Origin of the sequence: Skermanella pratensis (genome assembly GCF_008843145.1) — a bacterium.
Classification (GTDB): Bacteria; Pseudomonadota; Alphaproteobacteria; order Azospirillales; family Azospirillaceae; genus Skermanella; species Skermanella pratensis.
The window spans coordinates 4,410,630-4,432,545 of the sequence record NZ_CP030265.1; the positions used below are offsets into that span (position 1 = coordinate 4,410,630).

Annotated in this window: 20 protein-coding genes; 8 read left to right on the forward strand and 12 right to left on the reverse strand. The window is 66.2% G+C overall.

Annotated features, from left to right (window positions below):
- Positions 1-88: 88 nt before the first annotated feature.
- Entirely contained in the window at positions 89-1,324 is a 1,236-nt protein-coding gene (locus DPR14_RS20295) for an aspartate kinase (protein WP_158046762.1), read from the reverse strand.
- Positions 1,325-1,583: 259 nt separating this feature from the next.
- Here DPR14_RS20295 and ubiG point away from each other — a divergent pair, with 259 nt between their 5' ends.
- A complete protein-coding gene (gene ubiG / locus DPR14_RS20300; RefSeq protein ID WP_158046763.1) occupies positions 1,584-2,384 on the forward strand; it encodes a bifunctional 2-polyprenyl-6-hydroxyphenol methylase/3-demethylubiquinol 3-O-methyltransferase UbiG in 801 nt (266 codons plus the stop codon).
- A gap of 360 nt (positions 2,385-2,744) precedes the next feature.
- Here ubiG and DPR14_RS20305 read toward each other — a convergent pair whose 3' ends face one another.
- Complete coding sequence (locus DPR14_RS20305; protein ID WP_192499052.1) at positions 2,745-3,776, reverse strand: sensor histidine kinase; 1,032 nt, start codon at positions 3,774-3,776, stop codon at positions 2,745-2,747.
- 186 nt (positions 3,777-3,962) lie between these two features.
- The gene (locus DPR14_RS20310) at positions 3,963-5,099 is read right to left on the reverse strand and encodes a chemotaxis protein CheB (protein WP_246149384.1); all 1,137 of its coding nucleotides are present in this window, start codon (positions 5,097-5,099) and stop codon (positions 3,963-3,965) included.
- A gap of 14 nt (positions 5,100-5,113) precedes the next feature.
- Here DPR14_RS20310 and DPR14_RS20315 point away from each other — a divergent pair, with 14 nt between their 5' ends.
- Positions 5,114-6,145: a chemotaxis protein CheB gene (locus DPR14_RS20315; RefSeq protein ID WP_158046765.1), complete on the forward strand. Its 1,032-nt coding sequence runs from the start codon at positions 5,114-5,116 to the stop codon at positions 6,143-6,145.
- A gap of 1 nt (position 6,146) precedes the next feature.
- Here the strand turns inward: DPR14_RS20315 and DPR14_RS20320 are convergent, their stop codons facing one another.
- The gene (locus DPR14_RS20320; protein ID WP_211103835.1) at positions 6,147-8,375 is read right to left on the reverse strand and encodes a CheR family methyltransferase; all 2,229 of its coding nucleotides are present in this window, start codon (positions 8,373-8,375) and stop codon (positions 6,147-6,149) included.
- 186 nt (positions 8,376-8,561) lie between these two features.
- Between DPR14_RS20320 and glpK the strand changes: the two genes are divergently transcribed.
- From glpK to DPR14_RS20345, 5 genes are all read left to right on the forward strand, one after another.
- Positions 8,562-10,061, forward strand: a complete 1,500-nt coding sequence (gene glpK, locus DPR14_RS20325) for a glycerol kinase GlpK (protein WP_158048263.1) — start codon at positions 8,562-8,564, stop codon at positions 10,059-10,061.
- Positions 10,062-10,186: 125 nt separating this feature from the next.
- Positions 10,187-11,512, forward strand: a complete 1,326-nt coding sequence (gene ugpB, locus DPR14_RS20330) for a sn-glycerol-3-phosphate ABC transporter substrate-binding protein UgpB (protein ID WP_158046766.1) — start codon at positions 10,187-10,189, stop codon at positions 11,510-11,512.
- Between the two features lie 150 nt (positions 11,513-11,662).
- The gene (gene ugpA / locus DPR14_RS20335) at positions 11,663-12,547 is read left to right on the forward strand and encodes a sn-glycerol-3-phosphate ABC transporter permease UgpA (RefSeq protein ID WP_158046767.1); all 885 of its coding nucleotides are present in this window, start codon (positions 11,663-11,665) and stop codon (positions 12,545-12,547) included.
- A 12-nt stretch (positions 12,548-12,559) separates the two neighbouring features.
- A complete protein-coding gene (ugpE, locus tag DPR14_RS20340) occupies positions 12,560-13,405 on the forward strand; it encodes a sn-glycerol-3-phosphate ABC transporter permease UgpE (RefSeq protein ID WP_158046768.1) in 846 nt (281 codons plus the stop codon).
- 6 nt (positions 13,406-13,411) lie between these two features.
- Entirely contained in the window at positions 13,412-14,491 is a 1,080-nt protein-coding gene (locus DPR14_RS20345; protein ID WP_158046769.1) for a sn-glycerol-3-phosphate import ATP-binding protein UgpC, read from the forward strand.
- Positions 14,492-14,536: 45 nt separating this feature from the next.
- Here the strand turns inward: DPR14_RS20345 and DPR14_RS20350 are convergent, their stop codons facing one another.
- The 8 genes from DPR14_RS20350 to DPR14_RS20385 all read right to left on the reverse strand — a co-directional run bounded on the left by DPR14_RS20350 (position 14,537) and on the right by DPR14_RS20385 (position 20,154).
- The gene (locus DPR14_RS20350) at positions 14,537-15,802 is read right to left on the reverse strand and encodes a polyhydroxyalkanoate depolymerase (RefSeq protein WP_158046770.1); all 1,266 of its coding nucleotides are present in this window, start codon (positions 15,800-15,802) and stop codon (positions 14,537-14,539) included.
- A gap of 358 nt (positions 15,803-16,160) precedes the next feature.
- Entirely contained in the window at positions 16,161-16,940 is a 780-nt protein-coding gene (locus DPR14_RS20355; protein WP_158046771.1) for a sulfite exporter TauE/SafE family protein, read from the reverse strand.
- A gap of 74 nt (positions 16,941-17,014) precedes the next feature.
- The gene (locus tag DPR14_RS20360; protein ID WP_192499053.1) at positions 17,015-17,665 is read right to left on the reverse strand and encodes a rhomboid family intramembrane serine protease; all 651 of its coding nucleotides are present in this window, start codon (positions 17,663-17,665) and stop codon (positions 17,015-17,017) included.
- The gene (locus DPR14_RS20365) at positions 17,662-17,916 is read right to left on the reverse strand and encodes a hypothetical protein (protein ID WP_192499054.1); all 255 of its coding nucleotides are present in this window, start codon (positions 17,914-17,916) and stop codon (positions 17,662-17,664) included. The genes DPR14_RS20360 and DPR14_RS20365 overlap by 4 nt, the downstream gene beginning before the upstream one ends.
- A gap of 14 nt (positions 17,917-17,930) precedes the next feature.
- Positions 17,931-18,614: a peroxiredoxin gene (locus DPR14_RS20370; RefSeq protein ID WP_192499055.1), complete on the reverse strand. Its 684-nt coding sequence runs from the start codon at positions 18,612-18,614 to the stop codon at positions 17,931-17,933.
- Between the two features lie 102 nt (positions 18,615-18,716).
- Entirely contained in the window at positions 18,717-19,349 is a 633-nt protein-coding gene (locus DPR14_RS20375) for a hypothetical protein (protein WP_158046774.1), read from the reverse strand.
- A gap of 83 nt (positions 19,350-19,432) precedes the next feature.
- On the reverse strand, positions 19,433-19,672 hold the full coding sequence (locus DPR14_RS20380) for a hypothetical protein (RefSeq protein ID WP_158046775.1): 240 nt from the start codon (positions 19,670-19,672) through the stop codon (positions 19,433-19,435).
- Entirely contained in the window at positions 19,669-20,154 is a 486-nt protein-coding gene (locus DPR14_RS20385; RefSeq protein WP_158046776.1) for an MgtC/SapB family protein, read from the reverse strand. The genes DPR14_RS20380 and DPR14_RS20385 overlap by 4 nt, the downstream gene beginning before the upstream one ends.
- Before the next feature lie 83 nt (positions 20,155-20,237).
- Between DPR14_RS20385 and DPR14_RS20390 the strand changes: the two genes are divergently transcribed.
- Positions 20,238-21,869, forward strand: coding sequence for a sulfatase-like hydrolase/transferase (locus DPR14_RS20390; protein WP_158046777.1), 1,632 nt, complete (start codon positions 20,238-20,240; stop codon positions 21,867-21,869).
- Positions 21,870-21,916: the final 47 nt, after the last annotated feature.

A 21,916-nucleotide genomic window follows, 5' to 3' on the forward strand; every position in this document is an offset into this window, starting at 1 on the left:
CTTCATCGGGCTCACCCTCTCACGGTCGGCGGCACAGGTTGGCAGCTCGGGTCGGCGGGACCAGGTCGGGGCCAAGGCCGGGCGCGGATCAGGCGGCGTCCAGCCCATAGGCGGTGTGGAGAGCGCGGAGCGCCAACTCGGTGTACTCCTCCGCGATCAGCACGCTGACCTTGATCTCCGACGTCGAGATGACCTGGATGTTGATCCCCTTCTCCGCCAGCGACTTGAACATCCGCTGGGCGACGCCGGCATGGCTGCGCATGCCGACGCCGATCACCGACACCTTGACGACGTTGCTGTCGGCCAGCAGGCGGCGGTACTGAAGCTCGCCCTTGGCGGCTTCCAGCACGTTGCGCGCCCGCTCCAGGTCGGCCTTCGACACCGTGAAGGTGATGTCGGTGCTGGCACCGTCCTCCGACACGTTCTGCACGATCATGTCGACGTTGACCGACGAGTCGGCCAGCGGGCCGAACAGGCCGGCGGCGACGCCGGGCCGGTCGGCCACGCCGATCAGGGTGATCTTCGCTTCGTCACGGCTGTAGGCGATGCCGCTGACCAGTTCCTGTTCCACGATTTCGTCCTCGTCCACAACCAGAGTACCGGGCAGCTCGCTGCCGGCTGCCTTTTCGAAGCTGGAAAGCACCTGCACCCGCACGCCGTGCTTCATGGCCATCTCGACCGAGCGGGTCTGGAGCACCTTGGCGCCCAGGGACGCCATCTCCAGCATTTCCTCGTAGGTGATCTTGGACAGCTTGCGCGCCTTGGACACGATGCGGGGATCGGTCGTGTAGACGCCGTCCACGTCGGTGTAGATGTCGCAGCGGTCGGCCTTCAGGGCGGCGGCCAGCGCCACCGCCGAGGTGTCGGAGCCGCCGCGGCCAAGCGTCGCGATCCGGCCGTTCGGCGACATGCCCTGGAAGCCCGCGACCACGGCGACCTCGCCGGAGGACAGCCGGCGCTCCAGCTCTTCCGTCTCGATCGAGCAGATGCGCGCCTTGGCATGCACGTCGTCGGTCCGGATCGGGATCTGCCAGCCCTGCCAAGAGCGCGCGGCGATGCCCAGTTCCTGGAGCGCCAGGGCGGTCAGCCCGCTGGTCACCTGCTCGCCCGAGGCGACGACGGCGTCGTATTCCCGCGCGTCGTGCAGCGGGCTGATGCCGGCGCAGTATTCCACCAGCTTGTTGGTGACGCCCGACATGGCCGAAACGACGACCGCGACCTGATGGCCGGCGTCGACTTCCGCCTTAACCTTGCGCGCCACATTCTTGATGCGGTCGATGTCGCCGACCGATGTGCCGCCGAATTTCAAAACGATCCGCGCCATTGCCTTGAAGCCCCACCACCTGACCAGTCTGCCCGCTGCCCGGCGGCCCTGCCCCAGTTCAAAACGGATCTGATGATCACGCATCCGGACCGATCAGCCCGGATCGATCAGGGACCGGCTTGATCGGGCACCGGCGAACAGGCGGTTCCATTGCCGCAGCAAGGCGGGGTATCCATACTATCTCGGGGGAAGCGAAGCAAGCTTGCCCCGACTGACTTCCAGTCGCATCCGGCAGCAACCGGCACCCAGGAACATACCCATGTCTGCCACAAGCACCGCCTCAGCAACTTCCCGCGTTTCAGCAGCCGCCCGGTCAGGCACGGTCGATGCCGGGGAGATCGCCCGTTTCAGCGCCATCGCGGCGCAGTGGTGGGACCCGCGCGGCAAGTTCAAGCCGCTGCACAAGTACAATCCCGTCCGAATCGGCTATATCCGCGACGCGGTGTGCGCCCGGTTCGGCCGCGACCCCACCGCCCCGCAGCCCCTCGCTGGACTGCGTTTCGTCGACATCGGCTGCGGCGGCGGCCTGCTGGCCGAACCGCTGGCCCGGCTGGGAGCCGAAGTCGTCGGCATCGACGCGGCCGAGCGGAACGTGAACGTCGCGGCGCAGCACGCGGCGGAGTCCGGCGTGACCGTCGATTACCGCCACACCACGGCGGAGGATCTGGCCCTGTCCGGCGAACGGTTCGACGTGGTGCTGGCGCTGGAGGTGGTCGAACACGTGGCCGACGTGCCTCTGTTCCTGCGCTCTCTCTGCACCCTGATGAAACCGGGCGGTGATCCGGGGAGCATGCTGTTCCTTGCGACCATCAATCGCACGCCGAAGTCTTTCGCGCTGGCGATCGTCGGAGCCGAATACGTGCTCCGCTGGCTGCCCCGCGGCACCCACGACTGGCGCAAGTTCCTGAAGCCCTCGGAACTGGCGGCCGGGTTGCGTCCCCACGGGGTGACGGTGCGCGACATCACCGGCGTGGTCTATAATCCGCTGCGCGACGAGTTCTCGCTCAGCCGGCGCGACCTGGACACCAACTACATGCTGTGGGCAGGCGCCGCGGTCTGAAGCCCTGAACCCGATAAAGCAGCCCCGATAAAGCAAAGGCCTCGGAAAATCCGAGGCCTTGCTACATGCCGGTGCTTCGCCAGGAACCATCCAAGGGCAACCCTCCGCTTAAGTTTACGGCTCTGCAGCGACTGCATGCCCTTCAATTCCTCGAGATGTTCGAGGAGCTTGGCATTCGCCGGGCGTTCGCCGGCAGGATTCGCGTGATTCTAAAACAGCGTCGTAATTCGCTGCCCACTTGCCACCATCTCTTCACGAGTCGGCATCCCACCTCTCTCGAAGTTGGATACGGCGCAACGATAATCAGATCCTAGGCGCCGCCGCAAGACTTTCTGTCGTGTCGTTCGCGCCCAACCCATCTCAATTGTCCGGCATCTTCAGGATGAAGCGGGTGCCGTCCTGCCGGGCGATGTCGAGCCGGGCGCCGACCTGCTCGGCCATCGCCTTGACCACCTGCAATCCCAGGCCATCGCCTCGGGACCAGTCGAATTCCTGGGGTAGACCGCGGCCGTCGTCGGCGACCATGAGTTCCAGACCGTTCCCCTCGGCGCGGCGGAAGCATACCCGGACCCTGCCGGGGCCATCGCCGAAGGCGTGGCGGAAGGCGTTGGTGACCAGTTCGGCGGTAACCAGGGCCAGCGGGATCGCGAGGTCGGTCGAAACTTCGACGGCATCGGCATCGACCGTCAGCTTCCGCCGGCGGCCGTCCACGCCCAGCGTCTCGCCGAGGAAGGCGCAGATCTCCCCCAGGTACTCACGGAAGGCGACGGTTCCACCGGCGTTCCGGGCATAAAGCATGCTGTGGACCTGGGCGATCGCCTGGATACGCATCACGGCGGTCTGCAGGGCCTGCCGGGTGGCGGCATCGGCGACCTTCCGCGCCTGGATCCGAAGCAGGCCCATGACCATCTGCAGGCTGTTCTTGACCCGGTGGTCCACTTCGCGGATCAGCAGATCCTTGCGGTCAAGCAAGGCATCGCGCTCGGCGACGGCAAGGTTCAGGTTGGCGGTTCGGTCCGCCACTTGGCTTTCCAGCGTCTGGTTGGCCTCCCGCAGGGCGGCATTGGCGGTTTCAAGTTCCTCCGTGGTGACCTGAAGCTCCTCCAGCGAAACCTGCAGTTCCTCATGCAGGATCGATATGTCGCCTTCCAGCCCCGTCCGGACGCTGGGAGCGTTCCGCCCGGCCGATACCCGGGCCTCCATGAAACGGGCGTGGCTCTGGGCCAGAAGATGGCGCAAATGTGCGTTCTCGGCGGTCAGTACCGTCCGTTCCGCCTGCAGTTCCGAATTCTCGCGGGCAAGCACATCTATGCGCCTTGCCGAATCTTCGAGCGCGGTTTGGAGTTGCTCGTTTTCCTGATCGGCGGTCGCTTGGCGAAGGCGGAGTTCCATAAGCTCTTCAGACTGTTGCTGAAGTGTCTTCATGATTTAACCCCAAGTACGGTCTGGCTTAATATCTAATGACTGTACTCAGCCATCGCAATCGGATTGAGTCGCAATTACAGCGGCAATGCGATTTCCGAACGCAAATTAGAAAGTTTTACATTAATTCTTGCATGTTTCGCCTGTTTCTTTTGATCAAGCATCTTCCGCACTCGGCTGGCTGATCCAATCATGTTCGAGAAAGCGCTTCAGCACATTCGCCTTTTCTTCGGCTTCCGCCCGCGCATCATCCCAACGTTGGGAGGAAAGGGTGTGCCCATTGCCCAGTGCCATTTCGGCCATGCGCCGGCACAACCCGGCACGCTCGTTCAAGGTGCGCAATGCGATCTCAAACGACTCCTCAAGCTTCTCGACTTGGCTGGCATCCATGTCGGCGATCGCGAAACGATGACCGATATGACAGGTATAATAGGGCAACTGCCCGACCATGGTTTCCTTCAGCGAACCGCCGCAACTGGGACATGTCAATGCAACCGGCTGGTTCATTTCATATTTGCCTGTCACCTCATTATCCTTTTCTGGCTCCCGAAGTCTTTCGGAACGATCCTTGGCGCCTTTCAATGTTCCGGCCGGGCAACCGCTCGACAGCCGGGCGACAAGATCGGGAATCGCCGCGACCGGAAGGCAATGGTCGGCGCCGACATAGCGCAGCGCGTTCCTTGGCATGCCGGGATACTCGGCCTCGTCCGGGTCTTGCACAACGGTAGCGCCGCCGCACCGCCTGATCGCGCTGAAACCGGCGGTGCCATCGCCCAAGGTTCCGGACAGGATAATTCCGATGACCCTCGATCCATACGCCTCCGCCGCCGTTCGGAACAGCGGATCGGCCGCCGGGCGGGTTCGGTTCTCCCGTGGGCCGCGCGTCAGCCGCATGCAGCCCGGTTCGAGCAACAGATGGTGGTCGGGCGGCGCCACATGGATATGCCCGTTGCGGATCTCCCCGCCATCGACCGCCTTGGCGACCGGCAGCGGGCCGGATGAATTCAGGATCGTCGACGCGGCGCTGCGCCGCGCACCGATATGCAGGACGACGAAAACGGCCGCGGCGAGATCGTGCGGCAGTCCCCCGATTAAGGTCTGGAGCGCTCCGAGGCCGCCGGCGGAGGCTCCCACGACGATGATGTCACGACGCTTCATGGTACGAGACAACAGCCGACGCCGCCATTCATGGCGACGCGGCGCGAAGAATATGGGATTATGCAAGTGGCCTGACAGCCCCAGCCCGCAGGAAACGGCTTGTTCAGCCCGCGGCGTGCCGCGAAGCACCCGCACCAAGGCGATATCATATGCGAAAGACCCATTGTCGGGACATCGTCGTGATCGCCGCATCGGCCGGCGGCGTGAGCGCCCTGCAGACCCTGTGCGCCGGCCTGCCGGACGATCTCGGGGCCGCCATCTTCATCGTCCAGCATGTCAGTCCCAGCGCCAGGAGCATGCTGCCGGCGATCCTGGGTCGCACCTCATCCCTGCCGGTGCTTCATCCGGCGGATGGCGAGGCGATCCGCCCCGGCCACATCTATGTCGCCCCGCCCGACCGGCATCTCCTGGTCAAGCGCGGCCACATGCTCGTCCGGAAGGGGCCGAAGGAGAACCGGACGCGACCGGCGGCCGATCCGCTGTTCCGCTCGGCGGCGGTGGCTTATGGTTCGCGTGTCGTGGGATTGGTGCTGACCGGCACGCTGGACGACGGCACGGCCGGGCTGCTCGCGGTCAAGCGTTGCGGAGGCATCGCCGCCGTCCAGGACCCGGACGATGCCGCTTGGCCGGACATGCCGCGCCACGCCATGCAGAAGGTCGCGGTCGATTACCGCCTTCCCCTGGACCGGCTTGCGGATCTCGTCACCCGGCTGACCCTGGAACCCGCGGGACCGCAGCCGCCCATACCGGCGGACATCGAATTGGAAGCTCACATCGCCGAGCAGGAAATGATCTCCATGACCGAGGAAACCAGTAACAATTCCATGTCGGGCCGTCCCGCCCTGATCACCTGTCCCGACTGCGGCGGGGCGATGATGGAGGTCAGGGACGGCCCCCTGCTGCGGTTCCGCTGCCATATCGGCCACGCGTACAGTCCGGCGACCCTGGCCGAGGCCCAGGGCGAGGCCTTCGAACAGGCCCTCGGGATGGCGCTCCGCACCCATCACGAACGCGTCAGACTGTTCGAGCGCATGGCGGAGAACGCCATGGCGCATGGCCACCACAATGCGGCCGCGAAGTGGACGGCCGCCGCCGGGGAAGCCCAAAGCCATGCCGACCTGCTGCGGGCCGTCCTGTCCAACCAGTCGCCCGCCGCCGCAATCGCGCCCGAAGCGGACTAGGTCACGCCATTCCGCCCTGCTCCCGGCCACCGTCGGCCAGTTCGAGCTGCTGGCGCTCCGTCGTGTCATGGACCATGGCTATCAGGACGGGCGGCTCCTCCCGGTGAAGGTACTGCATGCAGATCTCGACCGGATAGGGACCGCGGTCCCGCGCCTCGAGAATGGTCTCGAACACGATCTCCTCCCGTTCCTTCGAGATCAGCGGCGCCAGCAGCTCGCGCAGCTTCCGGGCGGATACCTCGGGCATCAGCTCCGGCAGGGCCATCTGCTTGAGCTGGTCCAGCGGATAGCCCAGTTTCTGCCCGGCACCCTTGTTGACCAGTTGGAAGTGGAGGGTATCGGGTGACAGGATATAGACCTCGTTCAGCGACTCGCCGACGAGACGGCCGAGATAGGCGTTGAAGTCCTGCACCCGGCTCAGTTCGGTGATGTCGTCGATCAGCAGGACGATTCCACGAAGATCCTTGGAATTGTACATCAATGGCAGCACGCGGACCCGGCACTCCAGCGTGCGGCCGCGCCGGTCGATGGCCTTGAACTCGATCGGCTCCGCCGACGATTCCTGGCTCATGACCCGCTGCATCTCGGCGTTCACCTTGAACAGCGGCACCCCGATGTCCAGGCTGCTCAGGCGTTGGCCGATGACCTCCTCGCTCCGCAGGCCCCAGGTATTCTCGTTCCAGCGGTTCCACGACTTCACCCTCAGGTCCTGGTCGAGAACGATGATCCCGTTGTCCATGCTGCGCAGGATCGCATCGGCATAGAGACGATACTCGGAGGTCTCCTCGGACTGGCGGCGCATCTCCTCGTTGGTGGTCTCCAGCTCCTCGTTGGTCGAGCGCAGCTCCTCGTTGGTGGTCTCCAACTCCTCGTTGGTCGACTGAAGCTCCTCGTTGGTGGTCTCCAGCTCCTCGTTGGCCGACTGAAGCTCCTCGACGGTGGTCTCCAGCGTTTCCTGGGTCACCTGCAGCTCACGCTGGAGTATATGGGACCGCGTGGTGTCGTTGAACCCGAGCAGGGTGGCCATGAGCTGGCCATCGTCACCATGGATCGGCTGGATGTCGATCGTCAGCCAGATCGGGTCGGCCGGCGGGCGATGATAATTCTGATTGTCCAGGCGCAGGGGTCGGTTCGTGGTCTGCACCTCGTCGATGCGGCTGCGCAGTTCGGTCGGACGGTAGGACACGGCCAAGTCCTGGAAAGGCTTGCCGATATCGCCGGGCCCGATCTCCAGCAGGCGCCGGGCCATGGTGTTGGCGAGCATGACATGGCCCTGCGGGCTGATCGCCACATAGGCCGTGGCGCTGCCCTCCACGATCGCCTCCAGCAATCGATTCTGGTTGACCCTGCGGACCGGGTTGTTCTCCGTCGCGATGCTCAGGCTGCCGCCCAGGCTGCGCTGCCACTCCTGGCCGACCTTCTTGAAAATCCGGCTCTTCAGGTTGACCGATTCGAACATCTTGGATCGGGCGAGCTGGGTTTCGGCCTTGCCGAGAAACAGGAACCCGCCGGTATTCAGCGCGTAATGCAGCCGGGGCAGGACCGCAGCCTGGGCCCTGGTATCCAGATAGATCAGCAGGTTGCGGCAGATCAGCAGGTCGATACGGGAAATCGGGGCGTCCTGCACGATGTTGTGGCGTCCGAAAATCACGCATTTCCGCAGTTCGCGATGGAAAACATAGCGGTTGGAGGTCCGCTCGAAATACTTCTCCAGCAGGTGCTGCGGCACGCCCTCGATGTCGCGTGGGTCATAAGTGGCGAGCCGTGCAATCCTCAGTGCATCCTCATCGAGATCATTGGCATAGATCTTTACGGACCGGCAGAAATTCTCGACGCCCAGGGCCTCGGCGAACAGCATGGCGGCGGAATAGGGCTCCGGCCCGGAGGCGCAGCCCACGCTCCAGATCCGGATCGGACCCTTGTCCTTCTTGTGCTCGATGATCTGCGGGATCACCTCCTCGCGCAGCACCTTCCAGGCGTCCGCGTCGCGAAAGAAGGACGTCACGTTGATCAGCACCGTGTTGAGGAGGTTCGTGACCTCCTTGGGATCGCTGTCGATCAGCGCACGGTAGGTCACGAAATCCGGGCATTCGACCTCCTCCATCCGCTGCCGGATGCGACGCTGAAGGCTGGTCCGCTTGTACCCGCGGAAATCGACCTGTCGCATCTCCTGCAGGTGACGGATGAGGTCTTCCAGTTCAGGATTCGCGGGCTTTTCATCAACCATCATGGCCTCGGAGGTGGCAGGGGCGCGGATACTAGCGCAAGGGTTTCCAATGGCCAAATCGACTCGGGTCCGCGGGACGAACTCGCATTTGCGCGCCATTGACACCTCGGAGCGGGCTAATCCACAGTCGATGTCAGCGAAGCTGGGCGCCCGACTGCCAACAACAACAACAATTCAAGGGAGAGAATGATGGCGCAAAAGGCGGTGCATGTGCTTGCCATCGATCAGGGAACGACTTCGACCAGGGCGATCGTGTTCGACAGCGCAGGATCGCCGGTCGCCACGGCGCAGCGCGAGCTTCGCCAGTTCTATCCCCACGACGGCTGGGTCGAGCACGACCTGGAGGATATCTGGCGCGACACCACGGTGGTCTGCCGCACAGCGCTGGAGGAGGCGGGCCTGACCGCGGCCGGCATCTCGGCGATCGGCATCACCAACCAGCGGGAGACGACCGCCCTGTGGGACCGGGCGACCGGGGAGGGCCTGCACAACGCGATCGTCTGGCAGGACCGCCGCACGGCGGAGACCTGCCGCCGGCTCCACGCCGAGGGCGCCGAGGCGCTGGTGGCGGAGCGCACCGGCCTGCTGATCGACCCCTATTTCTCCGCGACCAAGCTGGGCTGGCTGCTCGACCACGTGCCCGGCGCCCGCGCGCGGGCCGAGCGCGGCGAGCTGTGCTTCGGCACAATCGACAGTTTCCTGCTGTTCCGCCTGACCGGCGGCGCCGTCCACGCGACCGACGCCAGCAACGCCTCGCGCACCCTGCTGTTCGACATCCGCACCCAGGACTGGGACGACGAGTTGCTGCGCCTGTTCGGCGTGCCTCGGTCGCTGCTGCCGCGCGTGCTCGACAACAGCGCCGATTTCGGCACGGCGGAGGCCGACTTCATCGGCGGTCCCGTGCCGATCACCGGGATGGCCGGCGACCAGCAGGCGGCCACGGTCGGCCAGGCCTGCTTCGAGCCGGGCATGATCAAGAGCACCTACGGCACCGGCTGCTTCGCGCTGCTCAACGTGGGCGACAAGCCTGTGCGCTCGACCAACCGGCTGCTGACCACCACCGCCTACCGGCTGGAGGGCAAGCCCATCTACGCGGTGGAGGGCTCGATCTTCGTCGCCGGCGCCGCGGTGCAGTGGCTGCGCGACGGGATCAGGGTGATCGCCGACGCCGCGGCTTCCGAACGGCACGCCAGCGATCTGCCCGACACCCAGGGCGTCTACATGGTGCCGGCCTTCACCGGTCTGGGAGCTCCCTACTGGGATCCCGACGCCCGCGGCGCCCTGATCGGGCTGACGCGGGACACCGGGATCAGCCACATCGTGCGGGCGGCGCTGGAGGCGGTCTGCTACCAGACCCGCGACCTGATGGAATGCATGGCGGCCGACGGCGGCACCCGGCCCAGCGCGCTGCGCGTGGACGGCGGGATGGTGCGGAACGACTGGCTGATGCAGTTCCTGGCCGACATCCTGGAACTGCCGGTCGAGCGGCCGATCGTGACCGAGACGACGGCGCTTGGAGCCGCCTACCTCGCGGGCCTGCGTACGGGAGTGTACGCCTCCCTCGACAGTGTCGCCGCCGCCTGGCAGCGGGAAAGGCTGTTCGAGCCCGCCATGTCGTCCGCCGACCGCGCGCGCCTGTACGACGGATGGCGCCGCGCGGTGCGGCGCGTGCGCAGCGACTTGGCATAACCCTAAAAAGAAGATTAGAATGTGCATCAACCGGCGGATGGTCATCGAAGCTTAATCGAACCGTCACTCCGGAGACATGGCGGCGGCCTAAGCATTGGCCACCGTACAATAGGGAGACGAGACAAATGCAGCGCATCCACGCGACGATCGCCGTTTCGGCGTTCGCCCTTTTTGCCATGGCAGCCGCCACCACGGCCCCCGCGCAGGCCCAGACCGAGATCCAGTGGTGGCACGCAATGTCGGGCGCCAACAACGAGACGGTCGAGAACCTCGCGAAGGAATTCAACGCCACGCAGAGCGAGTACAAGGTCGTCCCCGTCTACAAGGGGACCTATCCGGAGACCCTGAACGCCGGCATCGCGGCCTTCCGCGCCCGGCAGCCGCCCCACATCATCCAGGTGTTCGACGTCGGCACGGGCGTCATGATGGGTGCCCGCAGCGCGATCAAGCCGGTCGCCGAGGTGATGAAGGAAGGCGGCGAGAGCTTCGACAAGTCCAAATACCTGGCGGGCATCGTCTCGTACTACAGCGCCGCCGACGGCACCATGCTGTCCTTCCCGTTCAACAGCTCGTCGCCGATCCTGTACTACAACAAGGCGAGCTTCCGGAAGGCCGGCCTCGATCCCGAGGCGCCGCCCGAGACCTGGCCGGAAGTGTTCGAGGCGGCCAAGAAGATCAAGGCGTCGGGCCAGTCCTGCGGCATGACCACGACCTGGCCGACCTGGATCCACCTGGAGAACTTCAGCGCCTGGAACAACCTTCCCTACGCCACCGACCAGAACGGCCTGACCAGCCTGACGCCGGAGCTGAAGATCAACGGTCCGCTCAACATCCGGCATTTCCAGACCCTGGCCGACCTGCAGAAGGACGGCACATTCCAGTACGGCGGGCGCACATCGGAGGCCAAGGCCAAGTTCCTGAACGGCGAATGCGCCATGCTGCCGGAATCGTCGGGCGGCATCGGCGATATGGTCAAGGCCGGCCTGGATTTCGGCACCGGCAACCTGCCCTATTATACGGAAGCGGCGGGAGCCCCGCAGAACACCGTCCCCGGCGGCGCGTCCCTGTGGGTCTTCGCCGGCAAGCCGGCCGCCGACTACAAGGGCGTCGCCCAGTTCTTCACCTACCTGTCGAAGACGGAAGTCCAGTCCAGGCTGCATCAGGTGTCGGGCTACCTGCCGGCCACCATGGCCGCCTATGAGGCGACCAAGAAGGAGGGGTTCTACGAGAAGAATCCCGGCCGGGAGATCCCGATCCAGCAGATGATGGGCAAGGAGCCGACCGAGAACTCGAAGGGCATCCGCCTCGTGAACATGCCGCAGGTCCGCGACATCCAGAACGAGGAGATCGAGGCCCTCCTGAACGGCAGGCAGGACGCCAAGACCGCACTGGACAATGCCGTCCGGCGCTCGAACGAGGCGATCAAGGAAGCGGCCAAGGCCTACCAGTAAACCCGGCGGCCATTCCCGCACCGTAGGTCGGCCTTCGCCGAAGGCGAACGCCGACGCCATGCCCCGACATTCCGGCATGGCGTCGGCGTCGTCCCTCCGGGCCGAGGCCGACCTACGGCGCGGCTCCGCTCGCCCTTTTCACGGATCTTCATGTCAAGACGCGTCGTCTTTCCCAACCGGCTGCTGCCGTACCTGCTGCTGGCACCCCAGATCGCCATCACGCTGGTGTTCTTCTTCTGGCCGGCCTTCCAGGCGGTCCGCCAATCGCTCTACCGGGACGACCCTTTCGGCTTCAGCAGCCGCTTCGTGGGGCTGGCCAATTTCGAGCTGGTGCTGTCCGATCCCAACTACATCAACTCGCTGAAAGTGACGGTCGTCTTCAGCCTGTCGGTCGCCGTCGTGGCGCTGGTGGCGGCGCTGCTGCTGGCGGTCATGGCCGACCGGGTGGTCAAGGGCAAGGGCATCTACCAGACCCTGCTGATCTGGCCCTACGCCGTCGCCCCCGCCATCGCCGGCATGCTGTGGCTGTTCCTGTTCAGCCCGGCCATGGGGACCCTGGCGGTGATGCTCCAGCGCGCCGGGGTCGACTGGAACCCTCTGCTGAACGGAAACCAGGCCATGGCGATGGTGGTGGGCGCCGCCGCCTGGAAGCAGATCAGCTACAATTTCCTGTTCTTCCTGGCCGGGCTCCAGGCGATCCCGAAATCCCTGATCGAGGCCGCCGCGATAGACGGCGCCGGCCCGGCCCGGCGATTCTGGACCATCGTGTTCCCGCTGCTGTCGCCGACCTCCTTCTTCCTGCTGGTGGTCAACACCGTCTACGCCTTCTTCGACACCTTCGGCATCATCCACGCGGTGACCGGCGGCGGACCGGCGCGGGCGACCGAGACCCTGGTCTACAAGGTCTACAACGACGGCTTCGTGAACCTGAACCTCGGGGCCTCCTCCGCCCAGTCGGTGATCCTGATGGTGATCGTCATCGCGCTGACCGTCGTCCAGTTCAAGTATGTCGAGCGCAGGGTGCATTACGCATGATCGAGCCCTACAATGATTGAAAGGCGTCCTCTGGGCGTTCTGCTCGCCCATTTCATCCTGATCATCGGCATCCTGATCGTCGCCTTCCCGATCTACTACACCTTCGTCGCCTCGACCCTGACCACGCCGGAGATCATGGCCCCGCCCATGCCGCTGGTTCCGGGCCCTCACTTCCTGGAGAACTACGGCGGCGCCTTCGGCGGCATCGGGACCATCGGCGGCGTCGGCGTCGGCCGGCTGCTGCTGAACACGCTGGTCGTGGCGCTCGCCATCGCGGTGGGCAAGATCATCATCTCGATCCTGTCGGCCTACGCGATCGTGTTCTTCAGCTTTCCCGGCCGGATGCTGTTCTTCTGGATGATCTTCATCACGCTGATGCTGCCGGTCGAGGTGCGGATCCTGCCCACATACCAGGTGATCGTGGACCTGGGCCTGATCGACACCTACACCGGCCTGACGCTGCCGCTGATGGCGTCGGCCACGGCGACCTTCCTGTTCCGGCAGTTCTTCATGACCATACCGGACGAGTTGATCGAAGCCGCGCGCATCGACGGCGCCGGGCCGATGCGGTTCTTCAAGGATATCCTGCTGCCGCTTTCCTACACCAACATCGCGGCGCTGTTCGTCATCCTGTTCATCTATGGCTGGACCCAGTACCTGTGGCCGCTGCTCATCACCAACGACAACAACATGAACACGATCATCATCGGATTGCGGAAGATGATCTCGTTCGTCGACGCGGACACGCAGTGGAACCTGATCATGGCGATCACGATCCTCGCCATGCTTCCGCCGATCGCCGTCGTGGTCTTCATGCAGCGCTGGTTCGTCAAGGGCCTGGTCGATTCGGAGAAGTGAAGCAAAATGTCTGAAGTCGGTATCCGCGGCGTGCGGAAGACCTATGCGGGCGGTTTCGAGGCGATCAAGGGGATCGACTGCGCGGTCGGCGACGGCGAGTTCCTGGTCATGCTCGGGCCGTCGGGCTGCGGCAAGTCCACCCTGCTGCGCATGGTCGCCGGGCTGGAGACGATCAGCGCGGGCGAGGTCTCGATCGGCGGCCGGGTCGTCAACGACCTGGAACCCAAGGACCGGGACATCGCCATGGTGTTCCAGAACTATGCGCTCTACCCGCACATGACCGTCTACGACAACATGGCCTACGGGCTGAAGATCCGCGGCATGTCCAAGTCGGGGATCGAGGAGCGGGTTCACAAGGCGGCCGACATCCTGGAGCTTCGCCCCTTCCTGGACCGGCGCCCGCGCCAGCTCTCCGGCGGGCAGCGCCAGCGCGTCGCCATGGGCCGCGCAATCGTGCGCGAGCCCAAGGTGTTCCTGTTCGATGAGCCGCTGTCCAACCTGGATGCCAAGCTGCGCACCCAGATGCGGGTGGAGATCAATCGGCTGCAGGACCGGCTTGGGATCACCAGCCTGTACGTCACCCACGACCAGGTGGAGGCGATGACCCTGGCAGACCGCATGATGGTGATGAACGGCGGCATCGCCGAGCAGATCGGCACGCCGATGGAGGTCTATCACCGGCCGGCCAGCACCTTCGTCGCGGGGTTCATCGGGTCGCCCGCGATGAACTTCCTGCCGGCCAAGCTGACGCCGGCCGGGGTCGAGCTGAACGGCGGCCATGCCGTGCCGCTGTCGGAGGAAATGGGGATGTCCGGCGCCGCGGGCCGGGAGGTCACCCTGGGCATCCGGCCGGAACACCTGACGCTGGAGAGCGGCCGGGGCATCGGCGACATCGCCGTGCGGGTGGAACTGGTCGAGGCGCTGGGGGCCGATACCGTGGTCCATGCCCGCCTGACGTCCAGCGGCGATCCGCTGCTGGCCCGCCTGCCCGGCAGTGCCCGTGTGGCGACCGGCGACACGCTGCACTTCGCCATCACGCCTGGGGAGGTCCACCTGTTCGACCGCCAGGGCGGCCGCAGGCTGTAAGGCATTGCTGCCGGAGGGGCGGCGAGCCGTCGCCCCTCCTTCTTCCTACTCCGCCGCGACCTGCTGCTGCGCCGGCGGCGCGAAGCGGCCGGAGGTGTCGTGGGTCAGCATGAAGTCGCGGACCTTCGGCACGATCTGCTCGCGCCAGCGGCGGCCGTTGAAGATGCCGTAGTGGCCGACGCCCTTCTGCAGGTAGTCGCCGCGCTTCTCGGCCGGCAGGCTCGAGACGATCTGGTGCGCGGCACGGGTCTGGCCGGGAGCCGAGATGTCGTCCAGTTCGCCTTCGACCGTCATCATCGCGGTGTGCCGGATCGCAGAGGGATCGACCCGCTGGCCCTGCCACTGCATGGTGCCCTTGGGCAGCGAGTGCTTCTGGAACACGTTCTCGACGGTCTGGAGGTAGAACTCCGCCGGGAGATCCATCACCGACAGGTACTCGTCATAGAACTTGCGGTGCTGCTCGGCGCTGTCGCCGTCGCCCTGGATCAGGTGCTGGTACAGCTTGACGTGCTCGCCCACATGGCGGTCCAGGTTCATGGACATGAAGCCGGTGAGCTGGATGAAGCCGGGATAGACCTGGCGCAGGCCGCCGGGATAATAGGCCGGGACGGTCTGGATGACGTTGCGCTCGAACCAGCTCAGCGGCTTGTTCTCGGCCAGTTCGGTCACGACCGTCGGCGCCGCCGTGGTGTCGATCGGGCCGCCCATCAGGATCATGCTGGCGGGCTGGTTCGGATCGTCGTTCTGGGCCATCAGGGAGACCGCGCACAGCACCGGCACGGTCGGCTGGCAGACCGCCATCACATGGGTGTGCGGACCCAGGTGCCCCATGAACTCGATCAGGTAGCTGATATAGTCGTCCAGGTCGAACTTGCCGCGCGACAGCGGGATCTTGCGCGCGTCGAGCCAGTCCGTGATGTAGACGTCGTGCTCCGGCAGCAACGCCTGGACCGTGCCGCGCAGCAGCGTGGCGTGATGGCCGGACATCGGCGCCACGACCAGCACGGGGGGATGCACCTTGTCGGTGTCTCGCACGAAATGGATCAGGTCGCAGAACGGCTTGCGGAGCACGGGAACTTCCCGGACCGCCACCTCGACGCCGTCGACCTTGGTGGTCGGGAGGCCGAATTCCGGCTTGCCGAACCGCCGCGTCGTCCGTTCGATCAGCTCGGCACCGGCGGCGATGGTGCGCCCCATCCGAGTGTAAGAGGCCGGCATGAACGGATTCTGGAACGCGGTCTGGGTGGCCTCTGCCATGAGGCGTACAGGATACCAGGCCGCGTGGTGGAGATCATAGAGCTGGTAGAGCAAGATTCCCCTCACATACACCGTTTGAGTGACGCCGCGGCGTTCGCTTTATGTTGCGCTGCGGTCCTGCGACTTGTTGCCGCTTACCCTTGCGAACAGCTTGATGTAGCAATTGTTTCATAGTCGTAAATAGTAGACTATCGAACCATTATAGCCGCAGCGCACATAAATGTGCCACAGGGCAGGAAAGTTGCGCGTTGCCGGAATATGACGCAACAAAAAAGTGCGGCATTTGATCGGTCTTAATGCCGCATGGTTATGCCAGTGCCAACAACCGTAGCACCAACGGATATGCCGCGGATGCGAAGCGGTTCACACTCCATCGCCGTATGCTTTGAATCGGATCAGGTGCCGAAAGGCGTCAGGCGACCATGAGCCAAGCCATATAGCCGAGCACGCCGGCGTTGGCAGCCATGATCAGCGGAGCCACCCGGGCGACCACGCCGCGAAAGTTCCGCCCGGCCGCATGCCCGGCCAGCCCGACTGCCAGGAGGCTCGGCACCGTGCCGGCGGCGAAGGCCGCCATGCCGAAGGCGCCGGCCGCGGAGCTGCCGCTGGCCGCCGCAGCCGCGACGGCGCCATAGAGCAGCCCGCACGGGATGAAGCCCAGCGCCAGCCCGAGGCCGTAGCCGCGCCAGCCGGTCGGCCGTCCGAACAGCGGCTTGGCCAGTCCGCTGACATGGTCGGCCCACCAGCGCCGCACCCCGCCGCCGGAGCCCCGGCCGGATGCCGGCATCCGACCGAGCAGCCCGTCCAGCGCCTGGCCCAGGAAGAACAACGCCGCGAAGACCAGCAGCGCTCCGGTGACCCAGCGCAGGCCCGGCACGGCGCCGATGCCGCCGGCCAGCAGCGCCGCCGCCGCGCCGATCCCCGCATATGTCGTTGCACGCCCGAAATGATACGGCAGGACCGCGGCGCCGGTCAGCCGGTGGAACTCGGTCATGCGGCTGGCGGGAACCCCTTCGAGCCGCGCCGCGACCTGGGCCAGCACGAACGGGCCGCACATCCCGGCGCAGTGGGACCAGCCGCCGACCAGGCCGGCCATGAACAGGCTGGCGAACAGCCCGCCGTCGCGGCCGAAATCGACCCCGCATTGCTGCAGGCCCGCGTCGATCATGGTCAATACGGTGTGCTGGTCCATCGTCCTGGCTCGTTCCGCCGCGGGATATCCGGCCACACATCAGCGCGGCGATGCCCCGGGGGCAATGACGTACGTCAACGCCAGGCTCCGAATCGCCCGCGAAAACGCCGGAAAGGCAGGATCAGGATCATTCCGGTGACGAAACCGCCCAGATGCGACCACCAGGCGACCAGGGCCTCCAGGTCTCCGGCCATGGCTTCCACGCCCTGGATGCCGAGCCAGCCGCCGAGCGCCACATAGACCGGCACGGGGAGGCGGATCCGCCTTCGCGGCAGGACCAGGGTCAGCCATCCCCGGGGATGAAGCATGACGGCGGCGGCCAGCAGGCCCGAGATCGCGCCGCTCGCCCCGACGACCGGATCGAGCGAGCCGGGATCGTGCAGGATCTCGGCGCCCGCCCCGCCCAGCCCGCACAGCAGGTAGAACAGGCCATAGCGCACATGGCCCAGGGCGAACTCGATGCTGTCGCCGAACAGCCACAGGAACAGCATGTTGCCGGCCAGGTGCCAAATGTCGGCGTGCAGGAACATGGACGACAGCAGGCTGAAGGCGCCGCCCAGCGACGGTACGTCCGGCGGCAGCAGGCGGGCGCCGGTGACCACGGCCGGTATCATCGAGAAGCCCAGCACGAAGTTCCACGCCGCGGGCGCGGCCAGAACCCCCTGGACCATGAAGGAGAGGATGCACAGGACGACGATCGAGACCGTCGCGTAGGGCGGCCTCACGCGGGCCCGCTCCCCTCGCCGAGGTCCAGCACTTCCCGCCCCAGGTCGGTCAGCCGCCATCCCGCCCCGTCGCTCTCGATCAGCTTCGCCCTGCCGGTCTCCCGCACGGTCGCACGGACCCGGTGAAGAGGCACCCCGGCCGCGGCCGCTACCTCCTCCGGCGCCGTGAACGCTGCGCCGAGACCCGCCATGGCCCCCAGCACGCGGCGCGCGACCTCCGTCAGGGTGCCGTCGGGGTTGATGCAGGCCATGAGCCGACGCCCGCTCAGCCCTTCGAGCCGGGACCGGGCACGGTGGTCTTGCAGAACCACCAGTCCGTGCACTCGTAGCCCAGGCCCTTGCGCGCCTCGGCGTCCTCGACGGTGCGCGGCGGCGGGACGATCACGGACTCGCCGGGCCGCCAGTTGGCCGGGGTGGCGACCCTGTGCCGGTCGGTGGTCTGGAGCGCATCGATCAGCCGCAGGATCTCGTCCGTGTTGCGGCCGGTGGTCAGCGGATAATAGATCATGGCGCGCAGCACGCCCTTGTCGTCGATGACGAACAGGCAGCGGCTGGTCTCGGTGGAGCTTTCCTCCGGGTTGATCATCCCATAGAGCGACGCGACCTCGCGATTGCCGTCGGCGATCACCGGGAACGGGATCTCGACGCCGAACTTGTCGCGGATCGCCTGGACCCAGGCGAGATGGCTGTAGATGCTGTCGATGGACAGGCCCAGCAGCTCGGTGTTGCGCTCCTTCAGCGCCGGGGCCATGCGGGCGAATTCGATGAACTCGGTGGTGCAGACCGGCGTGAAATCGGCCGGATGGGAGAACAGGACGACCCAGGTCCCGCGGTAGTCCTCCAGCGCAAGCCGCCCATGGGTGGTCTCGGCCTCGAAGGCGGGCGCCAGGGCGTTCAGGCGCGGCAGGGCGGTCTGGATGTGATAGTCGCCGGTGGTGCTGTGTTCCACTTGGTTCCTCCGCGGACTCGGGCTGGGCAGGTGTCGTGTCGGCACCCGCTTTTACCCGAGCGCGCGGAGGAAAGGTATGCGGTTATCGGTGGTGGCGCCGGATCACGCGCCCGTGCCGGTCGAGGCCGGCGCCGGATCGGCCTTGGCGACCCTATGGACCTCGACCGGGCGGCTGGCGTGCTTGCGCAGGATGCCGGTCACCTTGGCCTCGTCGGCGGAGCCCGCGCTTCCCGGTCCGTCCAGCTTGACCCACATCAGGATGCCGCCCTTGTCCAGGTGCTCCTGGAGCCAGTCGTTGCGCTTGTCGCCGATCCACTGCGACATGACGGACCCCAGCGCGCCGCCGCCGACGCCGGCCGCCGCGGCGCCCAGTCCCGCCACCAGGGCGGTGCCGCCGGTCGCGACGATGGCCCCGGCGGCGGCCAGCGCGCCGACATAGGCGGGGGCGGCCATGGCGGCGCCCACCCCGTTGCCGACCTCCTCGGGGGCGACATAGGACTGGCGCGGCGCGTTCGGGTCGTCCTTCGCCTCATCGACGGTCCGGTACGTATGGCCGAGCTTTTCAATCACCGTCGCGTCGCTGGACATCAGGCTGATGGCCGCGCCGTCGACCCCGGAAAGGGTCAGCTCGTCGACCGCCGCCTGCAGCGCCTCGGTGCTGCCGAAAACGGCGATGGCTTCTTGTATCGAGGGCAGGTCCGTGCCGCCGGATGCGGTTGCTTTGGCGTATGTCATTCAAAATCCTCCGTTTCGGTCCCATAGGACATCTGCGGAGGCAATTGGTTCCCGAAGACCGGCTTGCAAGCCGGCGCCCCGCATCATCCGGCCGGGACGGGGGCGGCCGGGACGGGGGCGGCCGGGACGGGGGCGGCCGGCATGTCCCAACCCGTACGCGGGAGCACGGGCGACGGCTTTGGGGCCGGCCAGAAAAGGTACAGCGCCGCCACGATGACCGCGACCTTGACGACCAGCGCCAGCGCCACCTTGAGGATGAAGGGGTTGTTCGACATGCCGCCATCCTGACGGCGCGGCCGGCGCTCCGCGTTGATCTCCGTCAATCGCCCTTATCGGGCCGGTTCCGGTGGAACACCCATTTCTCCACGAAATGCAACCCGGTCAGGATCACCGCGGCGAAGAGCGTGACCATCAAAGCCAGGGCGTGGAGCCCGGCTCCCGCGCCGACGCCGATGGCGCTGCACAGCCAGATGTTGACCGCGGTGGTGAGGCCGTGAACGTCCCGCCGGGCCTGGATGATGACGCCGGCGCTGATGAAGCCGATCGCCTGGGCCAACCCCTGGACGATCCTCAGCGGGTCCATGTCGGAGTGGCCCGCGGCCTTCAGCATCTCGAATATCTCCAGGGTGACAAGCGTAGTCCCGGCCGAGCTGAGCGCCACCAGCATGTGCGTCCGCAACCCGGCCGACTTGCCGCGGATCTCGCGGTCGATGCCCAGCACCATGCCGCAGAAGGACGCCATCACGAGCCGGAACGCCATTTCCGACAGCGGCGTGATGGTCCGGAAATCCTCCGCGAAGTCCATCTCTCACCCCTCGCGCTTGCCGTGGATTTGACTCAATCGCGCGGCCATCTACACTCCCTGGCGACGGTTCGGTGAAAGCGCTGATGGCCCCTGATTCCAGAGCATCTGTCTCGAAAACATTTATTTCAACCTTCGGGTTCCTACTCGCCTGGGCCTATCTCAGCCTGGTGCTGAACATGCCCAACTGGACCGGTGACCTGTTCGGCCCCAACCATGTGAGCCCGTCCCTCGAAGTCGCCGCGATCTTCGGCCTGCTGGCGCTGGCGTCAGCCGCCGGGGGCCGGGCCAGCCGGGGCTTGTGCGTGGGGCTCGCGCTGGCGGCTCTTGTCCTGGCGGCGCTCCGCCTCGCCGACATCTCCAGCCACATGCTGATCGGCCGGCCTGTCAACCTGTCGCTCGACCTGATGCTGCTGCCGGCGATCCTGGAGGTGCTGGCCGGGTCCGCGACCATGCCGGAACTGGCCGCCGCCGGCGTGGCGGTGCCGGCCATCCTGGCCGGGCTGTTCTTCCTGAACCTGCTGGCGATCCGGACCGCCGCGAGATTCCTGGAACGGCGGCCGAACCGGCGGCTGTTCGCCGGGGCCCTGGCCGCGCTGGCGCTTCCGACGCTGTTCGGCTTGGCCCCCTATGCCCCGCTCGACCAGGGGGCCACTGCGCTGCTGCGGTGGCAGGTCGCACAGGCCGCCCAGGCGTCGGTGTTGCGGGCGGCGCATCTCGACGGGTTCAGGAACGACCCGTTCGCCGGCCTTTCCGACGATGCCGTGCTGGCGCACCTGGGACGGCGGGACGTCTATGTCATGTTCTTCGAATCCTATGGCGAGACGGTGCTGGCCGATCCGCGCTACCGTTCCGTGATCGAACCGACCTTGGCGGACTTCGACCGCGCCCTTGCCGGGCAGGGTTTCGGCGTGCGGTCCGGGCTGATCGAATCGCCGATCCGGGGCGGGCAGTCCTGGCTCGCCCACGGCACCTTCCTCAGCGGCGCGCGGCTCGGCGACCAGGGGCTCTACAACCTTATGCTGGAGAGCGGCCGCCAGTCGCTGGCCCATTACTTCAGGCGCGCCGGCTACGAGACCATGGCCGTCATGCCGGCCCTGTCGCGGGCCTGGCCGGAGGGCGCGTTCTGGGGCTTCGACCGGATCTGGAGCACCGACGACATGGGCTATGCCGGGCCGCCCTTCGGCTGGGCCGCGATCCCCGACCAGTACACGCTCGACTTCATCCACCGGCAGAAGCTGCGCCAGCGCGACCGGCCCCTGTTCATCGAATATGCCCTGATCAGCAGCCACGGCCCGTGGGAGCCCCTGCCCCCGCTTCTGGACGACTGGGACGGCATCGGCGACGGCTCGGTCTTCAACGGCATGGCGGCGCCGCCCCCGACGGACCAGCCGGCCTGGAGCGGCATGACCCGCAACTATGCCGACTCGGTCGATTACACCCTGAAAGTGCTGCGCGACTATATAACCCGATATGTTTCCGACGATGCGCTGATCATCGTCCTGGGCGACCATCAGCCGGCACCGCTGATCACCGGCGACGGCGCGTCGCGCTCGGTCCCGGTCCATGTCATCAGCCGGGACCCGGAACTGCTCGCCCCTTTCGAGGAATGGGGCTTCACCCCCGGCATGATTCCGGCACCGGAACGGCCGCCCCTGCCGATGGAGCGGTTCCGCGACCGCTTCCTGGCGGCTTTCAGCGCGCGGGAGACCGGCTGACCGGTCGAACCGCCCGCTTGCCCGCAGGAGCGGCACTGGGGTACACC

What these genes read in the sequence shown, in the direction of transcription:
- DPR14_RS20375 (WP_158046774.1), bottom strand. Translation starts at nt 19,349, where the DNA reads ATGACATACGCCAAAGCAACCGCATCCGGCGGCACGGACCTGCCCTCG.
- DPR14_RS20365 (WP_192499054.1), bottom strand. Translation starts at nt 17,916, where the DNA reads ATGGCCTGCATCAACCCCGACGGCACCCTGACGGAGGTCGCGCGCCGC.
- DPR14_RS20320 (WP_211103835.1), bottom strand. Translation starts at nt 8,375, where the DNA reads ATGATGGTTGATGAAAAGCCCGCGAATCCTGAACTGGAAGACCTCATC.
- DPR14_RS20355 (WP_158046771.1), bottom strand. Translation starts at nt 16,940, where the DNA reads ATGGACCAGCACACCGTATTGACCATGATCGACGCGGGCCTGCAGCAA.
- ugpE (WP_158046768.1), top strand. Translation starts at nt 12,560, where the DNA reads ATGATTGAAAGGCGTCCTCTGGGCGTTCTGCTCGCCCATTTCATCCTG.
- glpK (WP_158048263.1), top strand. Translation starts at nt 8,562, where the DNA reads ATGGCGCAAAAGGCGGTGCATGTGCTTGCCATCGATCAGGGAACGACT.
- ubiG (WP_158046763.1), top strand. Translation starts at nt 1,584, where the DNA reads ATGTCTGCCACAAGCACCGCCTCAGCAACTTCCCGCGTTTCAGCAGCC.
- DPR14_RS20390 (WP_158046777.1), top strand. Translation starts at nt 20,238, where the DNA reads ATGGCCCCTGATTCCAGAGCATCTGTCTCGAAAACATTTATTTCAACC.
- DPR14_RS20295 (WP_158046762.1), bottom strand. Translation starts at nt 1,324, where the DNA reads ATGGCGCGGATCGTTTTGAAATTCGGCGGCACATCGGTCGGCGACATC.
- DPR14_RS20305 (WP_192499052.1), bottom strand. Translation starts at nt 3,776, where the DNA reads ATGGAACTCCGCCTTCGCCAAGCGACCGCCGATCAGGAAAACGAGCAA.
- DPR14_RS20345 (WP_158046769.1), top strand. Translation starts at nt 13,412, where the DNA reads ATGTCTGAAGTCGGTATCCGCGGCGTGCGGAAGACCTATGCGGGCGGT.
- DPR14_RS20385 (WP_158046776.1), bottom strand. Translation starts at nt 20,154, where the DNA reads ATGGACTTCGCGGAGGATTTCCGGACCATCACGCCGCTGTCGGAAATG.
- ugpA (WP_158046767.1), top strand. Translation starts at nt 11,663, where the DNA reads ATGTCAAGACGCGTCGTCTTTCCCAACCGGCTGCTGCCGTACCTGCTG.
- ugpB (WP_158046766.1), top strand. Translation starts at nt 10,187, where the DNA reads ATGCAGCGCATCCACGCGACGATCGCCGTTTCGGCGTTCGCCCTTTTT.
- DPR14_RS20315 (WP_158046765.1), top strand. Translation starts at nt 5,114, where the DNA reads ATGCGAAAGACCCATTGTCGGGACATCGTCGTGATCGCCGCATCGGCC.